Origin of the sequence: Pseudomonas sp. IPO3749 (genome assembly GCF_013386605.1) — a bacterium.
Taxonomy (GTDB): domain Bacteria; phylum Pseudomonadota; class Gammaproteobacteria; order Pseudomonadales; family Pseudomonadaceae; genus Aquipseudomonas; species Aquipseudomonas azotoformans_A.
This window is the reverse complement of sequence record NZ_JACARN010000012.1, coordinates 43,500-66,448: the sequence shown is the minus strand read 5'-3', so window position 1 is coordinate 66,448 and position 22,949 is coordinate 43,500. Positions and strand designations below refer to the sequence as shown.

General features: G+C 60.6%; 24 protein-coding genes and 1 pseudogene. 11 read left to right on the top strand and 14 right to left on the bottom strand.

All coding sequences use genetic code 11. The features are described from left to right. Positions 1-7: 7 nt before the first annotated feature. Together rhlB and HX812_RS04995 are read right to left on the bottom strand one after the other, a co-directional pair. On the bottom strand, positions 8-1,462 hold the full coding sequence (gene rhlB, locus HX812_RS05000) for an ATP-dependent RNA helicase RhlB (protein WP_200864551.1): 1,455 nt from the start codon (positions 1,460-1,462) through the stop codon (positions 8-10). A 96-nt stretch (positions 1,463-1,558) separates the two neighbouring features. Then, a complete protein-coding gene (locus HX812_RS04995; protein ID WP_038849971.1) occupies positions 1,559-2,215 on the bottom strand; it encodes an alpha/beta hydrolase in 657 nt (218 codons plus the stop codon). A 346-nt stretch (positions 2,216-2,561) separates the two neighbouring features. Here HX812_RS04995 and HX812_RS04990 point away from each other — a divergent pair, with 346 nt between their 5' ends. The 4 genes from HX812_RS04990 to HX812_RS04975 all read left to right on the top strand — a co-directional run bounded on the left by HX812_RS04990 (position 2,562) and on the right by HX812_RS04975 (position 6,731). Further along, on the top strand, positions 2,562-3,593 hold the full coding sequence (locus tag HX812_RS04990; RefSeq protein WP_016978213.1) for an amino acid ABC transporter substrate-binding protein: 1,032 nt from the start codon (positions 2,562-2,564) through the stop codon (positions 3,591-3,593). 72 nt (positions 3,594-3,665) lie between these two features. Further along, a complete protein-coding gene (locus HX812_RS04985; protein ID WP_038849972.1) occupies positions 3,666-4,847 on the top strand; it encodes an amino acid ABC transporter permease in 1,182 nt (393 codons plus the stop codon). A gap of 10 nt (positions 4,848-4,857) precedes the next feature. Further along, entirely contained in the window at positions 4,858-5,955 is a 1,098-nt protein-coding gene (locus HX812_RS04980; protein ID WP_038849974.1) for an amino acid ABC transporter permease, read from the top strand. Positions 5,956-5,966: 11 nt separating this feature from the next. Then, complete coding sequence (locus HX812_RS04975) at positions 5,967-6,731, top strand: amino acid ABC transporter ATP-binding protein (protein ID WP_003171943.1); 765 nt, start codon at positions 5,967-5,969, stop codon at positions 6,729-6,731. A 52-nt stretch (positions 6,732-6,783) separates the two neighbouring features. Here the strand turns inward: HX812_RS04975 and HX812_RS04970 are convergent, their stop codons facing one another. Together HX812_RS04970 and HX812_RS04965 are read right to left on the bottom strand one after the other, a co-directional pair. After that, positions 6,784-7,275: a type II toxin-antitoxin system MqsA family antitoxin gene (locus HX812_RS04970; RefSeq protein ID WP_038849976.1), complete on the bottom strand. Its 492-nt coding sequence runs from the start codon at positions 7,273-7,275 to the stop codon at positions 6,784-6,786. Further along, a complete protein-coding gene (locus HX812_RS04965; RefSeq protein ID WP_038849978.1) occupies positions 7,272-7,583 on the bottom strand; it encodes a type II toxin-antitoxin system MqsR family toxin in 312 nt (103 codons plus the stop codon). The genes HX812_RS04970 and HX812_RS04965 overlap by 4 nt, the downstream gene beginning before the upstream one ends. 176 nt (positions 7,584-7,759) lie before the next feature. Between HX812_RS04965 and HX812_RS04960 the strand changes: the two genes are divergently transcribed. Then, entirely contained in the window at positions 7,760-9,013 is a 1,254-nt protein-coding gene (locus HX812_RS04960) for a CynX/NimT family MFS transporter (protein WP_038849980.1), read from the top strand. On the opposite strand, the gene HX812_RS04955 is transcribed toward HX812_RS04960, so the two are convergent. From HX812_RS04955 to HX812_RS04910, 10 genes and pseudogenes are all read right to left on the bottom strand, one after another. Further along, positions 9,010-9,633: a DUF1120 domain-containing protein gene (locus HX812_RS04955; protein WP_038849982.1), complete on the bottom strand. Its 624-nt coding sequence runs from the start codon at positions 9,631-9,633 to the stop codon at positions 9,010-9,012. The two genes, HX812_RS04960 and HX812_RS04955, sit on opposite strands and share 4 nt — an antisense overlap. Positions 9,634-9,663: 30 nt before the next feature. Then, positions 9,664-10,284, bottom strand: a complete 621-nt coding sequence (locus HX812_RS04950) for a DUF1120 domain-containing protein (protein ID WP_038849984.1) — start codon at positions 10,282-10,284, stop codon at positions 9,664-9,666. 37 nt (positions 10,285-10,321) lie between these two features. After that, positions 10,322-10,966 carry a DUF1120 domain-containing protein gene (locus HX812_RS04945; RefSeq protein WP_038849985.1) on the bottom strand — a complete coding sequence of 215 codons (645 nt, stop codon included), beginning with the start codon at positions 10,964-10,966 and terminating at the stop codon, positions 10,322-10,324. Between the two features lie 10 nt (positions 10,967-10,976). Continuing rightward, positions 10,977-12,100, bottom strand: a pseudogene (locus HX812_RS04940) (DUF1120 domain-containing protein). 11 nt (positions 12,101-12,111) lie between these two features. Next, a complete protein-coding gene (locus tag HX812_RS04935) occupies positions 12,112-14,547 on the bottom strand; it encodes a fimbria/pilus outer membrane usher protein (RefSeq protein WP_080642434.1) in 2,436 nt (811 codons plus the stop codon). A gap of 137 nt (positions 14,548-14,684) precedes the next feature. Further along, the gene (locus HX812_RS04930; protein ID WP_177128128.1) at positions 14,685-15,431 is read right to left on the bottom strand and encodes a fimbria/pilus chaperone family protein; all 747 of its coding nucleotides are present in this window, start codon (positions 15,429-15,431) and stop codon (positions 14,685-14,687) included. A 2-nt stretch (positions 15,432-15,433) separates the two neighbouring features. Then, positions 15,434-16,060, bottom strand: a complete 627-nt coding sequence (locus HX812_RS04925) for a DUF1120 domain-containing protein (protein ID WP_038849987.1) — start codon at positions 16,058-16,060, stop codon at positions 15,434-15,436. Between the two features lie 81 nt (positions 16,061-16,141). Beyond that, on the bottom strand, positions 16,142-16,762 hold the full coding sequence (locus HX812_RS04920; RefSeq protein WP_038849989.1) for a DUF1120 domain-containing protein: 621 nt from the start codon (positions 16,760-16,762) through the stop codon (positions 16,142-16,144). A gap of 36 nt (positions 16,763-16,798) precedes the next feature. Continuing rightward, positions 16,799-17,413, bottom strand: coding sequence for a DUF1120 domain-containing protein (locus tag HX812_RS04915; RefSeq protein WP_038849991.1), 615 nt, complete (start codon positions 17,411-17,413; stop codon positions 16,799-16,801). A gap of 119 nt (positions 17,414-17,532) precedes the next feature. Beyond that, positions 17,533-18,162 (bottom strand): DUF1120 domain-containing protein, encoded by a 630-nt coding sequence (locus HX812_RS04910; RefSeq protein WP_038849993.1) that lies wholly within the window; start codon positions 18,160-18,162, stop codon positions 17,533-17,535. 385 nt (positions 18,163-18,547) lie between these two features. Here HX812_RS04910 and HX812_RS04905 point away from each other — a divergent pair, with 385 nt between their 5' ends. The 6 genes from HX812_RS04905 (at position 18,548) to HX812_RS04880 (ending at position 22,860) form a co-directional block, all read left to right on the top strand. Continuing rightward, a complete protein-coding gene (locus HX812_RS04905) occupies positions 18,548-19,303 on the top strand; it encodes a hybrid sensor histidine kinase/response regulator (RefSeq protein WP_235165494.1) in 756 nt (251 codons plus the stop codon). Positions 19,304-19,484: 181 nt separating this feature from the next. After that, positions 19,485-20,120 carry a response regulator transcription factor gene (locus HX812_RS04900; protein ID WP_038849997.1) on the top strand — a complete coding sequence of 212 codons (636 nt, stop codon included), beginning with the start codon at positions 19,485-19,487 and terminating at the stop codon, positions 20,118-20,120. A gap of 197 nt (positions 20,121-20,317) precedes the next feature. After that, positions 20,318-20,968 carry a DUF1120 domain-containing protein gene (locus HX812_RS04895; protein ID WP_038849998.1) on the top strand — a complete coding sequence of 217 codons (651 nt, stop codon included), beginning with the start codon at positions 20,318-20,320 and terminating at the stop codon, positions 20,966-20,968. A gap of 97 nt (positions 20,969-21,065) precedes the next feature. Beyond that, positions 21,066-21,536, top strand: coding sequence for a nuclear transport factor 2 family protein (locus tag HX812_RS04890; protein ID WP_038850000.1), 471 nt, complete (start codon positions 21,066-21,068; stop codon positions 21,534-21,536). 37 nt (positions 21,537-21,573) lie between these two features. Continuing rightward, positions 21,574-21,849 carry a GIY-YIG nuclease family protein gene (locus tag HX812_RS04885; protein WP_038850002.1) on the top strand — a complete coding sequence of 92 codons (276 nt, stop codon included), beginning with the start codon at positions 21,574-21,576 and terminating at the stop codon, positions 21,847-21,849. 75 nt (positions 21,850-21,924) lie between these two features. After that, entirely contained in the window at positions 21,925-22,860 is a 936-nt protein-coding gene (locus HX812_RS04880) for a glutathione S-transferase family protein (RefSeq protein WP_038850004.1), read from the top strand. The last annotated feature ends 89 nt before the right edge of the window (positions 22,861-22,949 follow it).

The following is a 22,949-nucleotide window of genomic DNA, read 5'->3' as shown; positions in this document are numbered from 1 at the left end:
GCAAAGCTTAAGGCCGCTTACGTTCCACCGCCCGCAGCAAGTGCGTCGGCGGCGTCTCGCAGCTGATCTTGCGCCCCAGCAGCGTCTCGATCGACGGCAACTGATATGAGTCATCCTCACCCGCAAAGCTGATCGACACACCCGCCGCCCCGGCACGGCCAGTGCGGCCAATGCGGTGTACATAGTCGTCCGGCACTTCTGGCAGGGTGAAGTTGATCACATGGCTGATGCCATCAATGTGAATCCCACGCCCCGCCACATCGGTGGCCACCAATACGCGGATCTTGCCTTCGCGGAAGCCTTCCAACGTCTTGATGCGCTTGTGTTGCGGCACATCGCCGGACAGTTGCGCAGCGTTGACCCCATCCCGCACCAGACGCTCTTCAATGCGGCGCACTTCGTCCTTGCGGTTGGCGAACACCATCACGCGCTCCCAACCGTTGTCGTTGACCAGGTTGTAGAGCAGCTTGTACTTGTCGGCACCGGCCACGGCGTAGATGTGTTGCTCGACGTTTTCGCTGGCGACGTTTTCCGCTTCGATCTCGACGATGGACGGGTCGGTGGTCCACTGCTTGGCGAGGTTCATCACGTCTTCGGTGAAGGTTGCGGAAAACAACAGGGTCTGACGCTCGGATTTCGGCGGGGTCTGGCGAATGATCTGACGCACTTGTGGGATAAAGCCCATGTCGAGCATGCGGTCGGCTTCGTCCAGCACCATCACTTCGACCATGTCCAGGTGCACGTCGCCGCGCTGGTTGAAGTCCAGCAGGCGGCCCGGTGTCGCCACCAGGATGTCGCAGTGACGGGCTTCGAGGTGCTTGAGCTGCTTGTCGAAGTCCATGCCACCGACGAACGTCATGACGTTGAGGCCGGTGTACTTGGTCAGGTCGGCGGCGTCCTTGGCGATCTGCACCACCAGCTCGCGGGTCGGGGCGATGATCAGCGCGCGCGGTTCACCCATGTAGCGCTCTTTCGGTGGCGGCGTCTGCAGCAGCTGGGTGATGATCGAGATCAGGAACGCGGCGGTCTTGCCGGTGCCGGTCTGGGCACGGCCGATGGCGTCTTTGCCGGCCAGGGTGAAGCCCAGCACCTGCGCCTGGATCGGCGTGCAGTACGGGAAACCCAGGTCCTGGATGGCATGCATCAGTTCCGGGGCCAGTTTGAAGTCGTGGAAGCGGGTCTTGCCTTCCTGGGGCTCGACGACGAAGTCTTCGAGTTTCCAAGGAATCACGGGCGGTTTGGGCGCACGTTCGCGGCGTGGCTTGGGGGCCGGTGCGGCTTCTGTTGCCGGTTCAGGCGCGGTCACCGTAGGCGTCGACGGCTGGGCGACAGGCGCAGCTCGCTCGGGCTGTTTACCGTCATTGCGGCTGCCGGCAGTAGGGACAGGAGCAGTGGGAACAGGCGCGAGCGGCTCGGCCTCGCTTTTGCCGAACATCTTCTTGAGTGCTTCGAGCACGGTGATCTCATTAATTGGTTAAGGAATGTACGCCGGCCAGTGTAATGCAAGAATCGGGCGCGGCGTAGTGCGTCTGTCATACGGCTACATAAACCGTGGTTTTCAGCCCAGGCGAGCGGTCAACCAGGCACCGATATCACGTATCTCCTCGGGTAACACTTCGTGGCCCATTGGGTATTCCTGCCATGTCACGGTGACACCACGGGTCTTCAGATGCTCGTAGGCGCTGCGGCCCATGGCGTTTTGCACCACGTCGTCGTATTGACCGTGCAGGCACAGCGTCGGAATACGCTGCTGACTGGCGGATAATTCGAGTTCATCACCGAAGGTCGGCGCATAAGTGGAGAGGGCGATCACGCCACCCAGCGGGCCTTCCCAATTCAGGAATGCGGTGTGGAAAACCACGGCGCCGCCTTGGGAGAAACCGGCGAGGAAAATGCGCGACGCGTCTATTCCGGTTCTCTTCTGCGCTTCGATCAAATCCGTGACCATTTTGGCCGAGACTTCCAGCTCTTCCAGGCTGATGGAGCGCGCGGGGCTCATGGCCTTGATGTCGTACCAACTGGGCATCTCGTAGCCACCGTTGATCGTCACCGGACGGGTCGGTGCCTGGGGCAAAACGAAACGGGTGGTCAGCAAGCTTTCCTGCAGCGCTTCGGCCACCGGCAGGAAGTCGTAGCGATCGGCACCCAGGCCATGCAACCAGATAACGCAGGCGTCTGCGGGCTTGGCGGGCTGAAGAATCAAGGGGTCGGTCATGTCTGCTCCATTAATGTGCGCGCGCTCCGATTAAGTGCGACGGAACGGTGCGCGACAGGTTGATCTGTTAAGAAGATGTCGCACGGTTGAATCTTTTTCTATTGACCGTGGGCTGAATCGGCTCAGCCGACACTCTGGTACGCGCCTTGCTATGTGTTGAACGATGTCAGCGCTATCTCGGGACGGTAACACTATCAGTGACTGCCGCCTGTGGGATAGCAACTGGAATTACTGCGACAACTTCATGCCGCTTGACCCTAAAAAAAGCCAACACGGGTCGATATCGCCTCATAAGGGTGCGCTGAGGTTCGAGCTCCGACACAACAAGAGCAAACTGGAGGTTTGAATGAAGGTATTGAAATCCACCCTGGCCATCGTCACTGCGGCGGCTGTACTGGGTGTCAGCGGTTTCGCCCAAGCCGGCGCCACCCTGGATGCCGTGCAGAAGAAAGGCTTTGTGCAATGTGGCGTGAGTGACGGCCTGCCGGGTTTCTCGGTGCCGGATGCCAGCGGCAAGATCCTCGGGATCGATGCTGACGTGTGCCGCGCTGTGGCCGCTGCCGTTTTCGGCGACGCGACCAAGGTCAAATTCAGCCAGTTGAACGCCAAGGAGCGTTTCACCGCGCTTCAGTCGGGCGAAGTCGACATCCTGTCCCGTAACACCACCATGACCAGCTCCCGCGATGCCGGCATGGGCCTGAAATTCCCAGGCTTCATCACTTACTACGACGGCATCGGCTTCCTGGTAAACAACAAGCTGGGCGTGAAAAGTGCCAAGGAACTGGACGGTGCAACCATCTGCATCCAGGCCGGTACCACCACTGAGCTGAACGTTTCCGACTACTTCCGCGGCAACAACCTGAAATACACCCCGATCACCTTCGACACCTCCGACGAAAGCGCCAAATCGCTGGAATCCGGGCGCTGCGACGTGCTGACCTCCGACAAGTCCCAACTGTTCGCCCAGCGCAGCAAGCTGGCCGCGCCGAAGGACTACGTGGTTCTGCCGGAAACCATTTCCAAAGAGCCATTGGGCCCAGTCGTGCGTAACGGCGACGACGAGTGGCTGGCCATCGTGCGCTGGGTTGGCTACGCCATGCTCAACGCTGAAGAAGCCGGTATCACCTCGAAAAACGTTGAAGCTGAAGCCAAGTCCACCAAGAACCCGGACGTTGCACGTCTGCTCGGTGCCGACGGCGAATACGGCAAAGACCTGAAAGTGAAGAAAGACTGGGTTGTACAGATCGTCAAGCAAGTCGGTAACTATGGTGAAGTGTTCGAGCGCAACCTGGGCAAGAGCACCCCGCTGGAAATCGACCGTGGCCTGAACGCGCTGTGGAACAACGGCGGCATTCAATACGCACCCCCTGTGCGCTGATCGCTGATGGTTCTGTCACCCGGTGGGCCAACCGCCGGGTGATGTTCTGTTCCATTATTTTCGGGGCATTTCATGCAAAAACAAATCGGCGCACCCAAGCAGAAGCTCAGCTTCAGCGACCCTAAAGTGCGTGCGTGGCTCTTCCAGATCATCACGATTGTGGCGGTGGTCTCGCTGGGCTGGTACCTCTTCCACAATACCCAGACCAACATGCAACACCGAGGCATCACCTCGGGTTTCGACTTTCTTGAACGCAGTGCCGGGTTTGGCATCGCGCAGCATTTGATCGACTACACCGAATCGGACAGCTATGCCCGAGTCTTTGTGATCGGATTGCTCAATACCTTGCTGGTGAGCTTTATCGGCGTAATCCTGGCAACAGTGCTCGGGTTCATCATTGGCGTGGCGCGATTGTCGCCGAATTGGATGATCAACAAGCTCGCCACCGTGTATGTGGAAGTGTTCCGCAACATCCCGCCGCTGCTGCAGATCCTGTTCTGGTATTTCGCAGTGTTTTTGACCATGCCGTTGCCGCGCAACAGCCATAACTTTGCCGACACGTTCTTTATGAGCGCTCGGGGCTTGAATATGCCGGCCGCGCTGGCGGCTGAAGGTTTTTGGCCGTTTGTGGTCAGCGTTGTCGTGGCGATCGTGGCGATCGTGCTGATGGCGCGTTGGGCCAACAAGCGTTTTGAGGCCACCGGCGTACCGTTCCATAAATTCTGGGCGGGCCTGGCGTTGTTCATCGTGATCCCCACGTTGTGCGCGTTGGTGTTCGGTGCACCCCTGCACTGGGAAATGCCTAAGTTACAAGGTTTCAACTTTGTCGGCGGCTGGGTATTGATCCCCGAACTGCTGGCGCTGACCCTTGCGCTGACCGTCTACACGGCTGCGTTTATCGCTGAGATCGTGCGCTCGGGTATTCAATCGGTGAGCCACGGCCAGACCGAAGCCGCACGCTCCCTGGGCCTGCGCCCGGGGCCGACGCTGCGTAAGGTCATCATCCCGCAGGCCCTGCGGGTGATCATTCCGCCGCTGACCAGCCAATACCTTAACCTGGCGAAAAACTCATCGCTGGCCGCCGGTATTGGTTACCCGGAGATGGTTTCGTTGTTTGCCGGCACGGTGCTCAACCAGACTGGCCAGTCGATTGAAGTCATTGCCATCACCATGAGCGTGTACCTGGCGATCAGCATCAGTATTTCCCTGCTGATGAACTGGTACAACAAGCGCATTGCGCTGATTGAGCGGTGAGGAAACACCCATGAGTACGCATACTTTCAAACCTGACATGCAGCCTCCGGCCAAGGTATTCGGCCCGATGGCATGGATGCGCGCCAATCTGTTTTCCAGTTGGCTCAACACCCTGCTGACGTTGCTGGCGATCTACCTGGTCTATTTGGTGGTACCGCCGCTTTTGCAGTGGGCCATTTTCGACGCGAACTGGATCGGCACCACCCAAGCCGATTGCACCAAGGAGGGCGCCTGCTGGGTGTTTATCCAACAGCGCTTCGGGCAGTTCATGTACGGCTATTACCCGGTCGACCTGCGCTGGCGCGTGGACCTCACCGTGTGGCTGGCGATTGTCGGCGCAGCGCCGTTGTTCATTTCGCGCTTCCAGCGCAAGGCGGTTTATGGCCTGAGCTTCCTCGTGCTGTATCCGATCATCGCGTTCTTCCTGTTGCACGGCGGCATCCTTGGCCTGGCCAACGTGCCTACCAACCAATGGGGCGGCTTGATGCTGACCCTGGTCATCGCCACTGTCGGCATCGCCGGTGCATTGCCGCTGGGCATCGTACTGGCGTTGGGGCGACGGTCGAACATGCCGGCGATTCGTGTGCTCTGCGTGACCTTCATCGAGTTCTGGCGAGGCGTACCGTTGATCACCGTGCTGTTCATGGCGTCGGTGATGCTGCCGTTGTTTCTGCCCGAAGGCATGAACTTCGACAAGCTGCTGCGCGCACTGATCGGCGTGATCCTGTTCCAATCGGCCTATGTGGCCGAAGTGGTGCGCGGCGGCTTGCAGGCGATTCCCAAAGGCCAATACGAAGCGGCTGCTGCGATGGGCCTGGGCTACTGGCGTTCGATGGGCCTGGTGATTTTGCCGCAAGCCCTGAAGCTGGTGATCCCCGGCATCGTCAACACGTTTATCGCGCTGTTCAAGGACACGAGCCTTGTGATCATCATCGGTCTGTTCGACCTGCTCAACAGCGTCAAGCAAGCCGCCGCCGACCCTAAATGGTTGGGCATGGCCACTGAAGGCTACGTGTTCGCCGCCCTGGTGTTCTGGATTTTCTGTTTTGGTATGTCGCGCTATTCCATTCATTTGGAACACAAGCTCGACACAGGCCACAAGCGTTAGGAGTTGATGTTATGAGCGAAGCGATCAAACAGCCTGTGAGCCCTGAAGGCATTATCCAGATGCAGGGCGTCAACAAGTGGTACGGCCAGTTCCACGTGTTGAAAGACATCAACCTCAACGTCAAGCAGGGCGAGCGTATCGTGCTGTGCGGCCCGTCCGGTTCGGGCAAGTCCACCACCATCCGCTGCCTCAACCGCCTGGAAGAACACCAGCAGGGCCGCATCGTGGTGGACGGTGTGGAACTGACCAACGACCTCAAGCAGATCGAAGCGATCCGCCGCGAAGTCGGCATGGTGTTCCAGCACTTCAACCTGTTCCCGCACTTGACCATCCTGCAGAACTGCACGTTGGCACCGATGTGGGTGCGCAAGATGCCCAAGCGCAAGGCCGAAGAAATCGCCATGCACTACCTGGAGCGCGTGCGCATCCCGGAGCAGGCCCACAAGTTTCCGGGGCAATTGTCCGGCGGCCAGCAACAGCGTGTGGCGATCGCCCGTGCCTTGTGCATGAAGCCGAAAATCATGCTGTTCGACGAGCCGACCTCGGCACTCGACCCGGAGATGGTGAAAGAGGTACTGGACACCATGATCGGCCTGGCGGAAGACGGCATGACCATGTTGTGCGTGACCCACGAAATGGGCTTTGCGCGCACCGTGGCCAACCGCGTGATCTTCATGGACAAGGGCGAGATCGTCGAACAGGCGGCGCCGAATGACTTCTTCGACAACCCGCAGAATGACCGGACCAAGTTGTTCTTGAGCCAGATTTTGCATTGATCGAGGGTTGAACAAACAAACCCGGCCCTGTGCCGGGTTTGTTTTTTTGGGGCTAGGACGCTTTGAGTGCTTCTGCGTCGTTGTCCACGATGTAGGTGAAGGCGCCACGCATGTCAGCGCCTTCGGCTAAGACTTCTGCATCCGCCAGCAAATGCGGGTGACGATCCAATAACCGCATCAGTAATACCAGCGGCTTGGGGGGAAGAAGCTCGCCACGTTCGTAGCGAGAGAAGGCGTTGTGGCCGCCACCGGACAGCAATTTCACCGCCTCTTTTTGGGTAAGGTGCAATTTGCGGCGGATACGTTTCATCTCCGCGCCAATCATCTTTTGGGCAGCTATGACGAGTTCATCGCCTGCTTCTCCATAACGGTCCGCACTATCGGTATCAGGGTCCCAAAAGCCGTCGCCGCATACGTGACATTCCCAGCCAGAAAGATTGTCTACCCGGCGCTCCATACCTTTGACCCTGATTGTTTCACTACGGCCCTCAAAATAATGCAACGCGTCGGGGGCGCCACAGATGTAGCAATTTTTTACCTTCATAGGTTCTTCTCCTTGAAGGAGATCACCGGAGGGTCACCGTCCGGAGAGTAAGTGACCTTGATGTAAATCTCCCTATCTTTTGAGTGCGTGTGATACACGTCCTGCCAAATTCGATGGTCCCTATGAGTGGTCATCGACTTGTACAACATCCAGTTTTGTAACTCATAGATGGCATGCTGCATCTCCTTGATACTGAAGTGGAGTTCCCGGCCGCACCGTTGTGCTGTCTGGGTAAACGCTCTCCTGCCAAGCCGCCTCACATCCGCCTTTATCACCGCCAAATCGTAATGAGGTGTGTACTTTTCCATAAGACACCTGAGTCCAATAATTACCCTCAGAGGGTAATTTTACCAATCGAAAATACTGCTCCTTTTCCTGCCTAAGAACCCTAGTGCGTTGCTCTTGTAGGCGCGTCCGAATAGGCTGTGGGGCTTTTCATCCAGTGATCAGGGCAAACGCCCATCCCTCTGCCGGCAGTTGATCCATGACCTCTGAAACCAAGCTTGAAGAACTGTTGATCGACGCCGAAGCCGACGACGAAGTGGTGCAACACCGCCCGCCGGTGGTGAGCCGCCCGTGGTTGCTGATCATGGGGCTGGTCCTGGTGGCAATGAACCTGCGCCCGGCGCTGTCGAGCTTGTCGCCGTTGCTCAGTGACGTGTCGGCCAGCCTCGGGCTGTCGGCCGCCAGGGCCGGTTTGCTGACCACCTTGCCGGTGCTGTGCCTGGGCCTGTTCGCGCCGCTGGCGCCGATCCTGGCGCGGCGTTTTGGCGCCGAGCGCGTGGTGCTGGGGATTTTGCTGACGCTGGCCGCAGGCATCATTGTGCGCAGTGCGTTCGGTGAGGCCGGGTTGTTTGCCGGCAGTCTGATCGCAGGCGCGAGCATCGGTATCATCGGCGTGCTGCTGCCGGGGATCGTCAAGCGCGACTTCGCCAAACAGGCGGGCACCATGACCGGTGTCTACACCATGGCGCTGTGCCTCGGCGCGGCATTGGCGGCAGGGGCCACAGTGCCATTGAGTCATTATTTCGGTGACAGTTGGACCCTCGGGCTGGGCTTCTGGATCGTGCCGGCGCTGGTGGCGGCGCTGTTCTGGTTGCCGCAAGTCGGGCAAAAACACGGCGCCCATCAAGTGGCCTATCGGGTGAAGGGGTTGCTGCGGGACCCGCTGGCCTGGCAGGTCACCTTGTACATGGGCCTGCAATCGTCACTGGCCTACATCGTGTTCGGCTGGGTGCCGTCGATTCTGATCAGCCGTGGCCTGAGTGCCACCGAAGCCGGCCTGGCGCTGTCCGGTTCGATCATCGTGCAATTGCTCAGCGCGTTGACCGCACCGTGGCTGGCCACGCGGGGCAAGGACCAGCGCCTGGCGATTGTGGTGGTGATGCTGCTCACCCTCGGCGGCTTGTTTGGCTGTCTGTTTGCGCCGCTGGAAGGGTTGTGGGGCTGGGCGATTCTGCTGGGGCTGGGCCAGGGCGGTACGTTCAGCCTGGCGCTGACCCTGATCGTGTTGCGCTCGCGCGACTCCCACGTGGCTGCCAACCTGTCGGGCATGGCCCAGGGCATCGGCTATACGTTGGCGTCCATGGGGCCGTTGGCCGTGGGCGTGCTGCATGACTGGACCGGTGGCTGGGGAGCCACCGGTTGGGTGTTCGGCGTGATCGGCCTGGGCGCGATCATCGCCGGGTTGGGTGCGGGTCGGGCCCTGTACGTCGGGGTGACCAGCGAGAGGGTTTAGAGGTAGCGCACGGTCAACGTGATCGAACCGTCGATCGGCACTTCCTCGGTCAGGGTCAAGCTGCTAGCCGGTGCGATGAGCACTGTCACGCTCATTCGTGTCTCGAACACTTGCACCGGGATCGGGGCGTAGGTCGTGGTGTTGGCAACCGAAGTGAGTTGGCCTGGGCTCAGGGAGCGGTGGCGGCCCCATGTTACGCCACCATCGGCGGAATCAATTGCCCTGCCAGCGACGCCATCGGCGGTCGCATACTCGACAAGTGTCGAGATTGCGCCGAGCTTTTCATTGCCGTTGATCAACCCCAGGCCAAAGTCGAGTGGGTCGCCCGTAACTTGCGAACCTGCCCGGTTATCCTTTGGCTCAATGGCCATCAAGGTTGGCCCTTCGCAGGTCACAGTCAGTTGCGTGAGCATTTCATCAATCAGTGTGTATTCGTTGACCTTGAGGTCTTTGGCGGCAATCTTGCCGACATCAAACTGGCCGCCATTGCCAAGGCTGGGGGCGCACGCGCTGGGCGTGATCAAACCGCGCACGCTCAGGTCGATGCTGGAGGCCGCGAAGCTGGAGCCGCTGCCCGCTAACAACAAGCTGGCGATCAGGGTATTGAGGGACTTACTCACGTGTCGCTCCTATGTCCGGAAAGTCGAGGCTCACAGGTAGCGAACCGTCATGGTGATGGAACCGTCGATAGGCACCTCATTGGTCAAGGTCAGGTTCTGGGCGGGCGCGATGCCGGCTGCGACCTGCAGGGCTGTCGTGAGGCGTTGCACCGGGATCGGGACCAAGGTGTTCAGTTCGGCGACAGTACTCATGCCGTCGTCCATGAATGAGCTCTCACGGTCCCAGGTGACGCCACCGTCCCGCGAGCCAATGGCGCGCACATTCACCCCATCGGCCACCGGCCCCGACATAGCTACCCCGACCCAGCCGAGTTTTTCACTGCCATTGATCAGGCCGAGGCCGAAGTTGTAGTAGTCGATGTTGTATTCGCTGCCTTCACGGTTGTCCTTGGACTCGATGGCAAACAGCGTCGCGCCATCGCAGGTCACGCTGAACTCCATGTCCTGCCTAGGCAGGTAGGTGGGTAGCGTCGGTCGCAGATCCTTGGCGGCAATCTTGCCGAAATCCGCCAGGCCGCCGTTGGAGAGGGCGGGTGTGCAGGCACTCGGGGTAATCGTGCCCTTGACACTCAGGTCGACACTGGACGCCGCGACGGCATGGCCGGTGTTGACCAGCAGTGCCGTGATCAGAACGTTACGGATGATGCTCATGGTGTTGCTCCTACAGGGTTTAGGGAAAAAACAAGGGTTACAGGTACACAACTTCCAACGTGGCCGACCCGTCCATCGGCGTTTCCACGCTGAGGTCCAGGTTCTGCCGGGCGTTGATCGTGGCCTCCAGCTTCAGGGTGCTGGTCAGGGTTTGAATGGCCGACGGGCCGGCCGTACTGCCCACCACGTCGGTAAAGCCGAGCAGGCTGCGCGAGCCGACGTCGATGGGGTTGAGGTTGGCGGTGCGCCACGCCAGGCCACCGGTGGTGGATTCGGTGCCGTACACCACCGCCAGGTCATCGACCACGGTTTGCTTGGGGTCGAAGCTCACTGAGTACACGCCGATCTTGTTGCCGCTGGTGTCCAGCCCCAGGCCGTAGAAAATCTCGCTGTTGACGTGGGCGGTGCCGTCGCGGTTATCGCGCATACGCAGGGCGAAGCGCCCGGCGGCGTTGCAGTTGACCGTGAGGGTCAGGTACTTGTGGGGCAGGCGGGTGCCGTTGGTCACGTTGAGGTCGTTGCGCGAGATCTTGCCGAAGTCCACCAGCCCGCCGCCGGACAGCAGCGGCGTACAGGCCATGGGCGTGATCAGGCCGGTGACGGCCAGGTCGACGGTGGACGCGGCGTGCGCGCTGCCGCAGAGCAGGGCCAAAGAGGCCAAAGACAGCAGGATGTTGTTCATGCAAACGCTCCTAGAGGTAGTGGATTTCGAGGGTTGCGGCGCCGTCGAGGCGCACCTCATTGCCCAGGTCCAGCGAACCCAGCGGTGCGATCACCGCTTCCAGGCTCGCCGTGGCACTGAGTTGTTGAATCGGCGCAGGGCCGCTGGTGCTGCCGGCGCTGTCGCTGAAACCGAAAAAGCGGCTGGCACCAATCGCTGTCGACCTGGTACTCGCGCTGCTCCAGGGCTGTGCGCCCGTGGGGGAGTCGGTGCCGTAGAGCTGGGGGTAGCTATCGGCGGTGGCGCGCGTCGGGTCGAAGATCAACCGATAGCGCCCGACTTTCTGCTGGCGCGCATCGAGCCCCAGGCCGTAAGTGGTTTCGTCACTGGGACCGGTGGCCGAGTTCTGGCGGTTGTCCTGCATGCGCAGGGCAAAAGCGGCAGGTGCGTCGCAGGCCACGCTCACCACCAGGGGGCGGGCAGGACGGTTTCCTTGTCTGGATTGAGGTCCATCACCGACAACTTGCCGAACGCCACCGTGCCGCCGTTGGACAGGCTCGGTGTGCAGGCTGCCGGGGCGAAGCGGGCTTGCAGGCGCAACTCCCGCGAGCGGCCGGCGTTGATCGCATCGAGTAGGCCGCTGGTGTCCCAGGTGACCGCATCGCTGACGCGCAAGGCGTCGTCCGTGGCCCAGGCGCTGAGGTCCAGTTGCAGCGACAGGCTTCGCCCGCTGACCGGTATGCCGGCGCGCATCGGCACAATGCCGTGCTCAGGACGCCAGCGCAGCGTTGAACCGGTGCTGACGGGGGGTTGGCCGCTGCCGGGCAACAACCCCAACTCCACAGCCTGGCCGTCGACCAGCGCATCGCTGGCCCGCAGGCTGTAGCTGCCGCGCTGAGTAAACTGGAAGCGCTCGCTGCCCGCCGCCAAACCGCGATAGAACAGGCTCAAGTCGGTCGGGTTGGGACAGTTCAAGGCCAGACTCACACGGCGTTCACCCAGCAGGCGTTCCGGCGGCGTACCCGGCGTGACGGCGCGGTTCATCTGGCCGAAATCGACGCGGGTTTCGCTCAGGTTCAACTGGCACTCGTCCACGCCCCAGGCGTTCGCGGCCAGCAACAGGCTCACTGACAACAAGGCAGGTTTCAGGCCCATGGTGAGGCTCCTCATGGTTGGCACCGCGCCGGTGCGGTTTCGAAATACACCTCGGGGTCGCCGCGCTCGGGCAGTGTGTAACTCAAGCGGCAACGGGGTTGGCCGGGTGCACTGATCCACAGTTCGCGGCGGTCGAGTACGTCCGGCAAAAACACTTGGCTTCCTTCCTGTACCAGGGTCACGAACTCGCCGTCGGCGGTGCTGACCGCTGCACCACGGGGCAACGACTGGCCGTCTACGGTGGTGACGGTGAGCAGTACACGGCGAGTGAGCGCCACGCCAAACTCGACCCGGTCCACCGCGCCACGCCCGGCCGACAGCACTGCCAGGCCATTGCTGATGTCGGCGTTGCGCGGCAACGAGCGGGTTTGCACTTCTACCGGGCTGCGTCCGTACGGGCTGAGTTGCGGCACTACGGCCTGGCCTTGCCAGTCGGTCCACACCGGGCCGCTGGGGGTGCTGACCTTGATCCCGGCCATGTCGCCCACCGCCATCACCGCGAACGTTTCGCGCACCGGGTAGGGCGAAAACGTTACGCCGTCGCCGTGCAGCACCACGCCGCCGCGCGCGCCGCCCTGATAGCTGGAACGCTCCTGGTTGTTGCGGGTGTAGTTGAAGTCCAACTGGCTGTAATAGGGCAGCGCCGAGACGCCGATGGACGACTCCACTTCCTGGTCGCGGCTGTCGCGCTCAACGCCGACCTGGTAACTCAACTGGTCGTTGAGCTGCTCGCTGACCCCCGCGCCGATGCGGTGATCACCCCCGGAGTTTCGGGCCCAGGCGCGGCCTCGGCGGTTTTCGCCCAAGGGCACGCTGATGTTCAGGTAAACACTGTCATCACTTTGCTGGCGGCCACCGACTTGCCACTCGGCACTTGCGGAAACCGACACGCGTCCGAAGCTGGTGCCCCATGACGCCAGTGCGCGGCTGCTGTTTTCGCCGGTAAACGAGGACGAGCGTGAGATCCCGGCACTGAACGCGCCGAGCAGCGGGTGCGACCAGGACGCCGTGGCACTTTGCTGGTCGCGATACCGGGAGCGACGTTGCTCGCGGGTTTGCGTGGTGTAGGTCGAGTCCTCCAGGTCGCGATAGCCCAAGGTGCGCCAGGAACCGGCGGTGGTAATCGCCCAGTTTTCGCTCAGGCGCTGCGACCACGACAGGTCGGTTTGTACGCCGCGCTCGTTGCCCTCACGGGTGGCTTGGGCGATTTGGCTCGACACCTGGAACTGGCTGTCCTGCCACGGCAGCCAGCCCAGGTTCGCCCCCACCGCGCGGTAATCCTCAGCGGCCAACACGCCGCCGCCAACGCTGACCTGCGGGTGCAGCGCGCCGCTCCAGCCGCCGCTGACCACCCAGGGTTCGGCACCTTCGCTGGCGCCGATCTTGCGCACCCGTCCGGCCGCCACCGAGTAACCCGGCGCCGGCAAGCCCAGGCCAAGCATGGCGGCGGGCACGGTGAAGCGGCGCGCTTCGCCGCTGGTTTCCTTGACCGTAACTTCCACATCGGAGCGGCTGTTCAAGCGCCGCACATCGGTGAGGGAAAACGGCCCGGCGGGCACCACGGTGGAGTGAATCAGCGTGCCGTTCTGGCGAATCTCCACCTGCGCCGGGCTGTTGGCGATGCCGGTGATGGTCGCGCCCTGGTTCTGGTCTTGCAGCGCGGTTTCGGTGAGCACCTGGGCGCCGGTGATTTGCGCGCCGGCCAGCACCGGGTTGTACAGGTTGATCTGCCCGGCCTGGAACACCGCCTGTTGTTCGGCAAAGGTGCGCTGGGCATAAGCGTCCAGGTGGGTGGTGCGCGACACCTTATCTTGCCAGGTGCGCACCTGGCGGCTGCGCACGATCCAGTCGCCGGCGTTGAAACCAACCTCGGTATTGGCCGAGCCGAAGCGGCTGTTGTCGTCGCCGTACTCGTTGTACAGACCGCTCAAATCGTAGTTGAGCAACCCGGCAAAGCCGCCGGTCTGGTAGCCGGACACGTCGCGCACGGCCGGGCGCAGCGCATCGGTGGGTACCACCAGCGACAGGCTGAGGGTGGCTGGGTCTTGTTCGATCACGGTCTGTGGGTAAGCGTCGAGGAAGGCATGGCATTCGCCCTCACCGGGTGGCACACGCAAATTGCCCGCGTCCAGCAGCGCCTGGTTGAAACACAGCGCGCCCTGCCCGTTGAACAGCACATCGACGCGGCCACGTCGCTGGCCGTTCACGTTGAGATTGAGGGCATGGTGGCCCGTCGCAAAGCGTGGCGCTTCCAGCAGTAGGTTGGCCAGTTGCGGGTCGATGCCGCGTTGGGACAAGGTTTGCGGGTCAAACGAGCCGGCGGTTTCGTCGGCCAAGGGTTCATTCGTTGGCAGCGCGGTGCCCAGGGTCAGCGCAAGGCTCGCCAGCAGTCTACGTACCCGTGGGGATGAAACCCCAGGCACGGCTTCGCCGTCGCGATCAGTCATAACTGTGCTCACAAGTCGTACTCGAATAGGTGGAGGCAGGCCCGCGCCACTCCTTCGCAGGGGCAAGCTCCCGGTGGCCTTCAATGGGAGGCCACTTCGTTATCAAGGCGCCGGCATTGATCCCGCCGGCGCTGCGATCAAAGGGTGATCGGTGCTTCGTACGGCGCTACCGCAAACCCGTAGACGGTGGCGGGTTGCATCTGCACGGTACTGGCCTGGGATTGGCTGGCAGCGACGCTCAGGGTCTCGCCGGGCAGTACGTAGGTGCGCGGTAGCAACGCTGAGCCTTTGCCGGGCAGCAGTGTCAGCTCCTGGGCCAGCCGCACGACATAGGGCGTCGGGTTATTTACGCTCAGTTGCTGGTTTTTCAGGCTCCAGACCAACCCGGTCCAGGGCGTTCGATTGGGCGCGAGCCCCTTGGGGTGCAGGATCACCGGCAGGTTCTGGCGCACCGTCACACCCACTCGCGCATGGCCGGCCTGGCCCGCGGCGCGACCTTGAGGCATACCCTCGAAAATCACCCGTTTCAGGCGCTGGGTGGTCAGGGGCGTGGGCGATTGCAGAATAAAACGAATCAGCTGGCTCTTGGCCGGCTCGACCCGCGTCAGTGGTGGTGTAACGAACAGCAACGGCGCCGGGTCTTCGGGAATGTCTTCCAGGGTGACGTGCAGCAGGGCGAGTTTGGCGTCGGTGTTGGTCACCGACACCGAGGCTTCGCCATCGGCCTCGTTGACGATCACTACCGAGGTGTCTGGCACCATGCCGTCGGCGAGTACCAGCGTTGGCCCCCACAGCGTCAGGGCCAATGCCGCGAGGTAGAGACAGGTATAGCGAACCAGGTTGAACACCCGTGTTATCAAGGCAGCGCTAGGAGAAGGGAGCATGACTACAGATACCTCAGGTCTAGCACGATGGAGCCGTCCAGCGGCACCTCTTGGTCGAGGGTCAGGTAGACGGCAGCGTTGATGGACGTTTTGATTTCCAGCTTGGCGGTGAGCTCGCTGTGCGGGTCCGGGACCAGGGTGCCGGGGTGCGCAAAGCCCATGTAGTTATCCGGGTAGGCGTTGCTTTCGGGAAACCAGGTCAGGCCCCGGTTGCTTGAGGCCAGCACAATCGCCCGCTGCCCGTCGCCCATCGCTTCACGAATGGCCAGGGCGACCGAGCCCAGGCGTTCAGTCGGCGCATGGACGTTGTTGCCCAGGCCGTAATAGAAGCCGGGGCCCACGGATGACTCGGCACGGTTATCCACACCCACCAACACGAACAGCACCGGCTGGTTGCAGCTCACGGTCAGGTCTAGCGTCCTGAGGGGCAGCTCAGTGAACTCATATTGATTGAGCGAACGGGCCGGCACCCGCCCGTGATCGACGGTGCCGCTGGGCGACAGGGTCGGCGTGCAGGCGCTGGGGGTGATGCTGCCGGTCAAGGTGACATCGACCTTCGAGGCGCACAGCGCGGGCGTGGCGGTCAGGCATAGACAGAGCGTCATCAAGCGGCGTGAGAGCGTGTTCATGGTCTGTGGTTGGAACCGTGTTGAGGAGACATCCGTGGGAACAGCGATGGGCGCAACGCACGACGCTGCGCCGGTTTTCCGTTACAGGTATTTGACGGTCAGGGTCGCCGAGCCATCGATGGGCACTTCTTCGGTCAGGGTCAGGCTGTTGGCCGGGGCGATGAAGGGGTTGATCAGCAGGTCGGCGACCAGGATCTGCACCGGCACCGGCGCGACGGCCGTGGTATTGGCCACAGAGGTGATGCCGTTGTTGATCAGGTACGTGAGGCTGGTCCAGGTGAGGCCGTTGTCACGGGAGGCGATGGGATCGACTTCCGTACCGTCAGCTACGGCGGCCTGCAGGATCATGTTGAAGAACCCGAGTTTCTCACTGCCGTTGACCAGGCCCAGGCCGAAGGCCGCGTCATCGACCTCGGAGTTCGAACCCGCGCGGTTATCCTTGGGCTCGATCGCCATCAAGGTTGCGCCGTCGCAGGTGACGGTCAGTTGCAGTGATTGGTCGGCCAGCCGGGTGTAGTTATCAGAATTGAGATCCTTGGCGGAAATCTTGCCGACCTCCACATTGCCGCCGCCGGACAGGGTCGGTTCGCAGGCACTCGGGGTGATCAACCCGCGCACGGTCAAGTCCACACTGGACGCGGCGAAGGCTTGGCTTGCGCCGGTGAGCAGCAAAGTGGCGAACAGGGCGTTGAGGGTTTTCATGGTGTTACTCCTAACTAGGGGGGACAAAAAAGTGGCTTACCAGTACTTGAGTTGCAGCGTGGCCTGACCGTCGAGCGGCACCTCATCGAGCAGGGTCAGGTCGGTCGCGGGCACGATGATGGTGAATGCGCGCAGCCGCGCATTCAGGGTCTTCAGGGCGATGGGGGTGTTGGGCCCGTCGAGGGCGGCGAACGAGGTCAGCGCCTCGTGCCCCAGGTAGATCGATGGCGCCCAGGTGGCGCCGCCATTGCTGGAGGTGATGACTTTGACCGGCCTTGCATCGGCCACCGGGTCGAACAGCGAGAACGCCACGCTGCCGAGTTTTTCTTTTTCGGCGGTCATCCCCAGGCCGTGATGCCTCGGGTTGATGGCGGAAGTGCCCGCGCGGTTATCCACGGTGGTCAGGGTGAAAAAGGTCTCACCCTCGCACAGCACTTCAAGGTGCATCTCCGCCGGATTGAGCCGGGTGGGGGAGGACGGCAGCAAATCCTTGGAGGTCATCTTGCCGTGGTCAATCACGCCGCCATTCGACAGCACGGGCGCGCAGGCGCTGGGGGTGATCGTCCCGGAGACATTCAAGTCGGTACTGCTGGCGGCAAAGGCGCCGGGCGCAAGCGTCGCGAGCAGTAAGGCGAGGGTGGGTTTATCCATGGGCACAGTTCCTTGTGAGTGTGGAGGGGCGTTACAGGTAGATCATGTCCAGCGTGGCGGAGCCGTCGCGGATCGATAGGTCGACGCTGCAGGCGGCGAAGGCTGCAGGAGCCAGCGGTTCATAGGTAGCGCAGCTCAAAGGTGGCGGAGCCGTCGAGCGGGATGGTTTCACCCGCGGGGATCTGGTTTTTCGGAAAAATATAGGGCGTGACCACCAAGTCCAGAGACACGTCAGCGAGAGGAATCGGTGCCCGTGTGCCTGACAATTGGTTGCCGAAAGCAGTAATCGTATTTGCCGGTACGTCGTTGTAAGGGTTGAACAGCCAGGTCGATCCGTTATCGACGGAGTAGATCGGATAAGCGGTGGGATCGTCAGTAATGACGTTTTCCATGCTCAGGTAATAGGTACCAATCCAATTTGTCGGGCTGATACGGCCCAGTACGAATGAGACTTTGGAGCCTGCTATTGATGATCGGTTGTCTTGGGGGACCAGCCCAAACAAGCTCGGTGCTTCGCAATTGACCGCCAATTTGAAGAAGGTTTTTGGCAGTTCGGTGAGACCGGTCGGGTTGAGGTCTTGTGCAGAAATCTTGCCGTAATCCACCACTCCGTTGTTACTCAGGCTGGGTGTACAGGCGCTTGGGGTAATGGCGCCTTTGACTGATAAGTCCACGCTGCTGGCCGCGAGCGCCACGGTGGTGTGGGCAATCAGTAGGAGGCCCGCAAGGGCCGCGAGAGAGTCTTTCATCACAACAGGTATTCCTATGCAGGGACTAGGGGACAGATTGGCGCGGTGAAGTTGCCCATGGGTTTTATGGTTGTGGAGGGCGCGCGCCGCTTCAGGGAGAAGCGGGGAGGAATTTAGCGCCGGGAGGGAGGGGCGCAAATGCAACTATTACGAATGACAGGGTGGCAATGACATAAAGGGGTTGTGGCGTGAAAAAAAGCGTTTTACGCCGTGGTTGTCGTAGTTCTTGTATCGCTGCTGGTCACTCGTTCGGATATTTTTCGCGATCTTTGATTTTCTGAAACCATTCATTTGGGTTTGGTTAGTCGTCTTATTTTGCGAAAAATTAGGGTGAGCGGATCGCTCTCTTTGGGGCTGCATGCCTGGCCACTTTCCAGACCGATGTTTGTCCGGGCCACTGCCTGAAGTCCGGGTGCTCGTGGTGGACGACCATTACACCTATCGCCTGCTATTAGGCTCACTGCTGGAAAAACTCGGCGTCGCCCATCTGTGCTGTAGTGATGGGCAACAGGCGTTGCATGCACTGGCAGCAGAGCGATTCGACCTGGTGATCAGCGACTGTCGCATGCCGGTGATGGACGGTTACGCCATGACCCGCCAATTGCGCCTGCGCGAGCAGGCTGAGCGCCGACCGGCCACGGTCGTTCTGGGCCTGACCGGCAGCCTGGGGCCGGAAGAAATTCGCCAATGTGTGGCGTGCGGGATGGACGGTTGGTTGATAAAGCCCATCGGCTTTGCGCAATTGCGCGAGGTGTTGCGTTGCTGGCTACCGCTTGAACCCGGCAGGCTTACCGTTGCCCCATCGAGGCTTAACAGTACTTTTCCCAGCCGTACCAGTCTGATTGACGCCTTTGGTTCGTGGGACGTAGTCGAGCCGATGCTGTTCAGCCTGATCCAGGAGGCGCATGCAGACCTGGCTTTGCTGATTCATGCCCAAGTCGTTCTGGATGCCAAGCTGGCTGCCCAGTGTTTGCATCGCCTGGTAGGCAGCGTGGCGTTTCTGGGGGAAACCGGCCTGGAAGGGGGGGCAGTGGAGCTGATCAAGAATGTGCAGTTGACCGGCATGGCGCTGAGCCGGTCGGCGCTGGAAGAGTTTCGCCATGATGTCGAGCAGTATCTGAATTATCTGGCGCATCTGTGAAGGAATATATACCTCTGTGATGTAGTACTTTTCCGTATGTAATTTCTCTTAATTGTGTAGGCAATTGTGCCAGCCCCTTTAAATGCGGGGCGGAACACTAAATCGATGATTTATTACCTATTGTTGCAAAAACACGATCGCGTTATTTTGCCAGTCTCAAATTGCCATCATGGAAAAGCCGATGATCCGCATCATTATTGCTGACGATCACCCTATTGTTCGTGTAGGCCAGAAAGTGGTGATTGAGGCGAGTGGTAAGTACAAAGTAGTGGGCGAGGCCGATGGCCCGGATCAGCTTTTGGAGTTGGTCAGCCGTATACCGTGTGACGTGATCGTGACCGATTTTGCCATGCCCGGTAATCAACAAGCCGACGGCTACGGGTTATTGGGTTTGCTGAACCGTCAGTACCCGGATGTGCCGGTGATTTTGGTGACCATGTTCGCCAATATCGCCACCCTACGGGCTGCCTTTGGCCATGGTGCGCGAGGGGTCATCGCCAAGAGCGCGTCGGCCCGGGAGCTGCCCATGGCGCTGAAAACCGTGGTGCAGGGGCGCCAATTTGTCAGCGAGTGCCTGCGCGCACAACTCGACCAGGCCTGCCTGGAGCAGCCGACCCAGGCACCCAAGTTGTCTGGCAAGGAGCAGGAGGTGGTGCGCATGCTCGCCAGTGGCATGACCGTCAGCCAGATTGCGGCGCGGGTCAATCGTAGTATTTCCACGATCAGTAAGCAGAAGAGCACGGCGATGAATCGGTTGTGTATATCCACTGATGTGGACTTATATGCTTATGCGCGGGATGTTGGGATGGTGCCTTAGTTAAGTAAGTGGTTAGTCGTAAAACGTGTATTGGGTGCGTAGGGTGCAAGGGGTAAAGTGCGTGCATGTTCTAGCACTCATGGTGGTGGGGCATAAATCCCTAGTTCAATTAAAAGCTTCGTATTTATTGCGGCGTCTTGTGCAGTGATGTGCCGGATGCCCGGCAATAACAACGAGCGCCTGTGAGCACTTAAAAAATGAAGAAGTTAGTAAGCTTTATGACGGCCGTTATTGCATTTGCCAGCGTTGGGCAGGTCGTGGCGGCCTCTAGTGTGGATTTGAGCGTGAAGGGGAGTATTACGCCGGCGGCGTGTACGCCGGCTTTATCCAACGCTGGAGTGGTGGATCACGGAAAAATATCCCGTAAAGACTTGGACCAGCAGAACAAGCCAACACCTCTGCCGGTCGCAACCTTGCAATTACGTGTCGATTGCACCGGGCCAACATTGCTAGCCGTCAAAAGTCACGACAATCGAGCCGGCAGTTCAGGCGAGGAGACAATTATTGGACGTAACTTTGGCCTGGGGTTGGTCAATGGTGATAAAAAAGTTGGCTGGTACCTGCTGAAAACCGTTAATGGAATGGCCGATGGCGTGGGACGGCCGATGATTGAATCCAACAACGGTACAAGTTGGTCGGATGCCACGCACCCGGGGTTGGTCTGGCAGGTCAATGGCATGCGAACCCTGGGGACGCTGACTGGAGGTGTCGCGACGCCTTTGCCCCTGCAAGTGATGACGATGGACATTCAGGTCGAAACGACGATCGTCAGGATTCAACATCTACCATCCTTGGGCCAGGAACTTCCCTTGGACGGCAGCGCCACCCTGGACGTGGTCTACCTCTAAACGCACCTTCCTCATTTACGCAGCAAATGGGCATGGCTTTGCGCCCATGGGCAGACTATCGTGCAAACCGGATAACAACAGCGCCCGGAGTCTGCCCATGAGTGATGCCCACACCGCCCTGATCAACCATTTCTACCAGGCCTTCCAGCGCCTGGACGCCGAGGCCATGGCGGCCTGCTACACAGACGACGTGGTGTTCAGCGACCCTGCCTTCGGCGAACTGCACGGGCGCGACGCCGGCGATATGTGGCGCATGCTCACCACCCGCGCCAAGGACTTCTCCCTGACCTTCGACAACGTGCGCAGCGATGAACGCAGCGGCGGTGCGCATTGGGTCGCCACCTACCTGTTCAGTGCCACCGGTAACACGGTGGTCAACGACATCCAGGCGCGTTTTGTGTTTCGCGACGGCAAGATCTGCGAGCACCATGACAGCTTTGACCTATGGCGCTGGTCGCGTCAGGCCCTGGGTACCAAAGGCCTGTTGCTGGGTTGGACGCCTGTCGTCAAAAACGCCGTGCGTACCCAGGCGCTGCGTGGTTTGAAGGCATTCCAGGCCAGTCGTTGATAAGCTTGGCGCTCCTGTGTTTTAGCCGAATCTACTCGTGACTGATCCTTCTGAACCCAAGCCCTGGTTCGTCTACCTGGTGCGCGCTGCCAATGGCTCGCTCTACTGCGGCATCAGCAATGACCCGGTGCGCCGCTTTGCCACTCACCAGAGCGGCAAGGGCGCGCGGTTTTTCCTGTCCAGCCCGGCGGTGGCGCTGGTATACACCGAGCAATGCGCAAGCAAGGGCGAGGCGCTGCGCCAGGAACGATTGATCAAGAAGTTGAAGAAAAGCGCCAAGGAATGCCTCGCGGCCAGTGGCTCATTGATTTGACTGATGGGTTCCCATCGTCCCCAATCAGGTTTTGACAGGCTAAGCTAGCGGCTCACTTCTAAAGCGGAGTCCGGCATGTCCGAGTTGATTTTGCACCACTACCCACAATCCCCCTTCGCGGAAAAAGCCCGCCTGTTGCTGGGCTTCAAGGGCTTGTCCTGGCGCTCGGTGCACATCTCGCCGGTGATGCCCAAGCCGGACCTCACCGCCCTCACCGGCGGCTATCGCAAGACGCCGGTGTTGCAAGTCGGCGCGGATATCTACTGCGACACCGCCTTGATCGCGCGACGCCTGGAGCAGGAAAAATCCGCACCGGCGCTGTTTCCCCAGGGCCTGGAACTGGTCACCCAAGGCTTCGCCGCCTGGGCCGATTCGGTGGTGTTTTCCCATGCCGTGGCATTGGTGTTCCAGCCGGAATCCCTGGCGGTGAAATTCGCCAAGGTGCCACCGGAAATGCTTCAGGTGCTAGTCGCTGACCGCAGCAAATTGTTCAGCGCAGGCACGGCAACCCGTGTGGAGTTGGAGCAAGCCAAGCACCAATGGCCGACGATCATCCATCGCATCCATCAGCAATTGCAGCACCAGGCGGGGGATTTCCTGTTCGGCGAGCCGTCGATTGCCGACTTTGCCCTGGCCCATCCACTGTGGTTCCTCAAAGGCTCTTCGGTGACGTCGCCGTTGGTGGACGCCTATCCCGCCGTCGCCGCCTGGCTGGATCGCGTGCTGGGTTTCGGCTATGGCACTTGCACCCAGATGAGCGCCGAACAGGCCTTGGATGTATCGCGCAATGCGGCACCGGCGGTTTTGCCTGAAGAAGTCTTCGAGGACTTGAACGGCTTCAAGGCCGGCCAGCAGGTGACCATTTGCGCCACCGACTACGGCACCGACCCGGTCGCGGGCGAACTGTTGTTTGCCGGGCGCGAAGAGCTGATCCTGCGCCGCAGCGACGAACGTGCCGGCACCGTGCATGTGCATTTCCCACGCATGGGGTTTCGTATCCAGGCGCAATAAATAAAATATTTTGCAAATAAAGGTGAGGTAAATCCACCGCCCATCCGTGTAGTGCTTGAAACTGCGATCTATTCGCATTAACAGCGTTT

Excerpts from the sequence above, each read along its gene's own strand:
- HX812_RS04995 (WP_038849971.1), bottom strand. The coding sequence starts at position 2,215 with ATGACCGACCCCTTGATTCTTCAGCCCGCCAAGCCCGCAGACGCCTGC.
- HX812_RS04990 (WP_016978213.1), top strand. The coding sequence starts at position 2,562 with ATGAAGGTATTGAAATCCACCCTGGCCATCGTCACTGCGGCGGCTGTA.
- HX812_RS04985 (WP_038849972.1), top strand. The coding sequence starts at position 3,666 with ATGCAAAAACAAATCGGCGCACCCAAGCAGAAGCTCAGCTTCAGCGAC.
- HX812_RS04980 (WP_038849974.1), top strand. The coding sequence starts at position 4,858 with ATGAGTACGCATACTTTCAAACCTGACATGCAGCCTCCGGCCAAGGTA.
- HX812_RS04975 (WP_003171943.1), top strand. The coding sequence starts at position 5,967 with ATGAGCGAAGCGATCAAACAGCCTGTGAGCCCTGAAGGCATTATCCAG.
- HX812_RS04970 (WP_038849976.1), bottom strand. The coding sequence starts at position 7,275 with ATGAAGGTAAAAAATTGCTACATCTGTGGCGCCCCCGACGCGTTGCAT.
- HX812_RS04965 (WP_038849978.1), bottom strand. The coding sequence starts at position 7,583 with ATGGAAAAGTACACACCTCATTACGATTTGGCGGTGATAAAGGCGGAT.
- HX812_RS04960 (WP_038849980.1), top strand. The coding sequence starts at position 7,760 with ATGACCTCTGAAACCAAGCTTGAAGAACTGTTGATCGACGCCGAAGCC.
- HX812_RS04950 (WP_038849984.1), bottom strand. The coding sequence starts at position 10,284 with ATGAGCATCATCCGTAACGTTCTGATCACGGCACTGCTGGTCAACACC.
- HX812_RS04945 (WP_038849985.1), bottom strand. The coding sequence starts at position 10,966 with ATGAACAACATCCTGCTGTCTTTGGCCTCTTTGGCCCTGCTCTGCGGC.
- HX812_RS04935 (WP_080642434.1), bottom strand. The coding sequence starts at position 14,547 with ATGACTGATCGCGACGGCGAAGCCGTGCCTGGGGTTTCATCCCCACGG.
- HX812_RS04930 (WP_177128128.1), bottom strand. The coding sequence starts at position 15,431 with ATGCTCCCTTCTCCTAGCGCTGCCTTGATAACACGGGTGTTCAACCTG.
- HX812_RS04925 (WP_038849987.1), bottom strand. The coding sequence starts at position 16,060 with ATGAACACGCTCTCACGCCGCTTGATGACGCTCTGTCTATGCCTGACC.
- HX812_RS04920 (WP_038849989.1), bottom strand. The coding sequence starts at position 16,762 with ATGAAAACCCTCAACGCCCTGTTCGCCACTTTGCTGCTCACCGGCGCA.
- HX812_RS04915 (WP_038849991.1), bottom strand. The coding sequence starts at position 17,413 with ATGGATAAACCCACCCTCGCCTTACTGCTCGCGACGCTTGCGCCCGGC.
- HX812_RS04910 (WP_038849993.1), bottom strand. The coding sequence starts at position 18,162 with ATGAAAGACTCTCTCGCGGCCCTTGCGGGCCTCCTACTGATTGCCCAC.
- HX812_RS04900 (WP_038849997.1), top strand. The coding sequence starts at position 19,485 with ATGATCCGCATCATTATTGCTGACGATCACCCTATTGTTCGTGTAGGC.
- HX812_RS04895 (WP_038849998.1), top strand. The coding sequence starts at position 20,318 with ATGAAGAAGTTAGTAAGCTTTATGACGGCCGTTATTGCATTTGCCAGC.
- HX812_RS04890 (WP_038850000.1), top strand. The coding sequence starts at position 21,066 with ATGAGTGATGCCCACACCGCCCTGATCAACCATTTCTACCAGGCCTTC.
- HX812_RS04880 (WP_038850004.1), top strand. The coding sequence starts at position 21,925 with ATGTCCGAGTTGATTTTGCACCACTACCCACAATCCCCCTTCGCGGAA.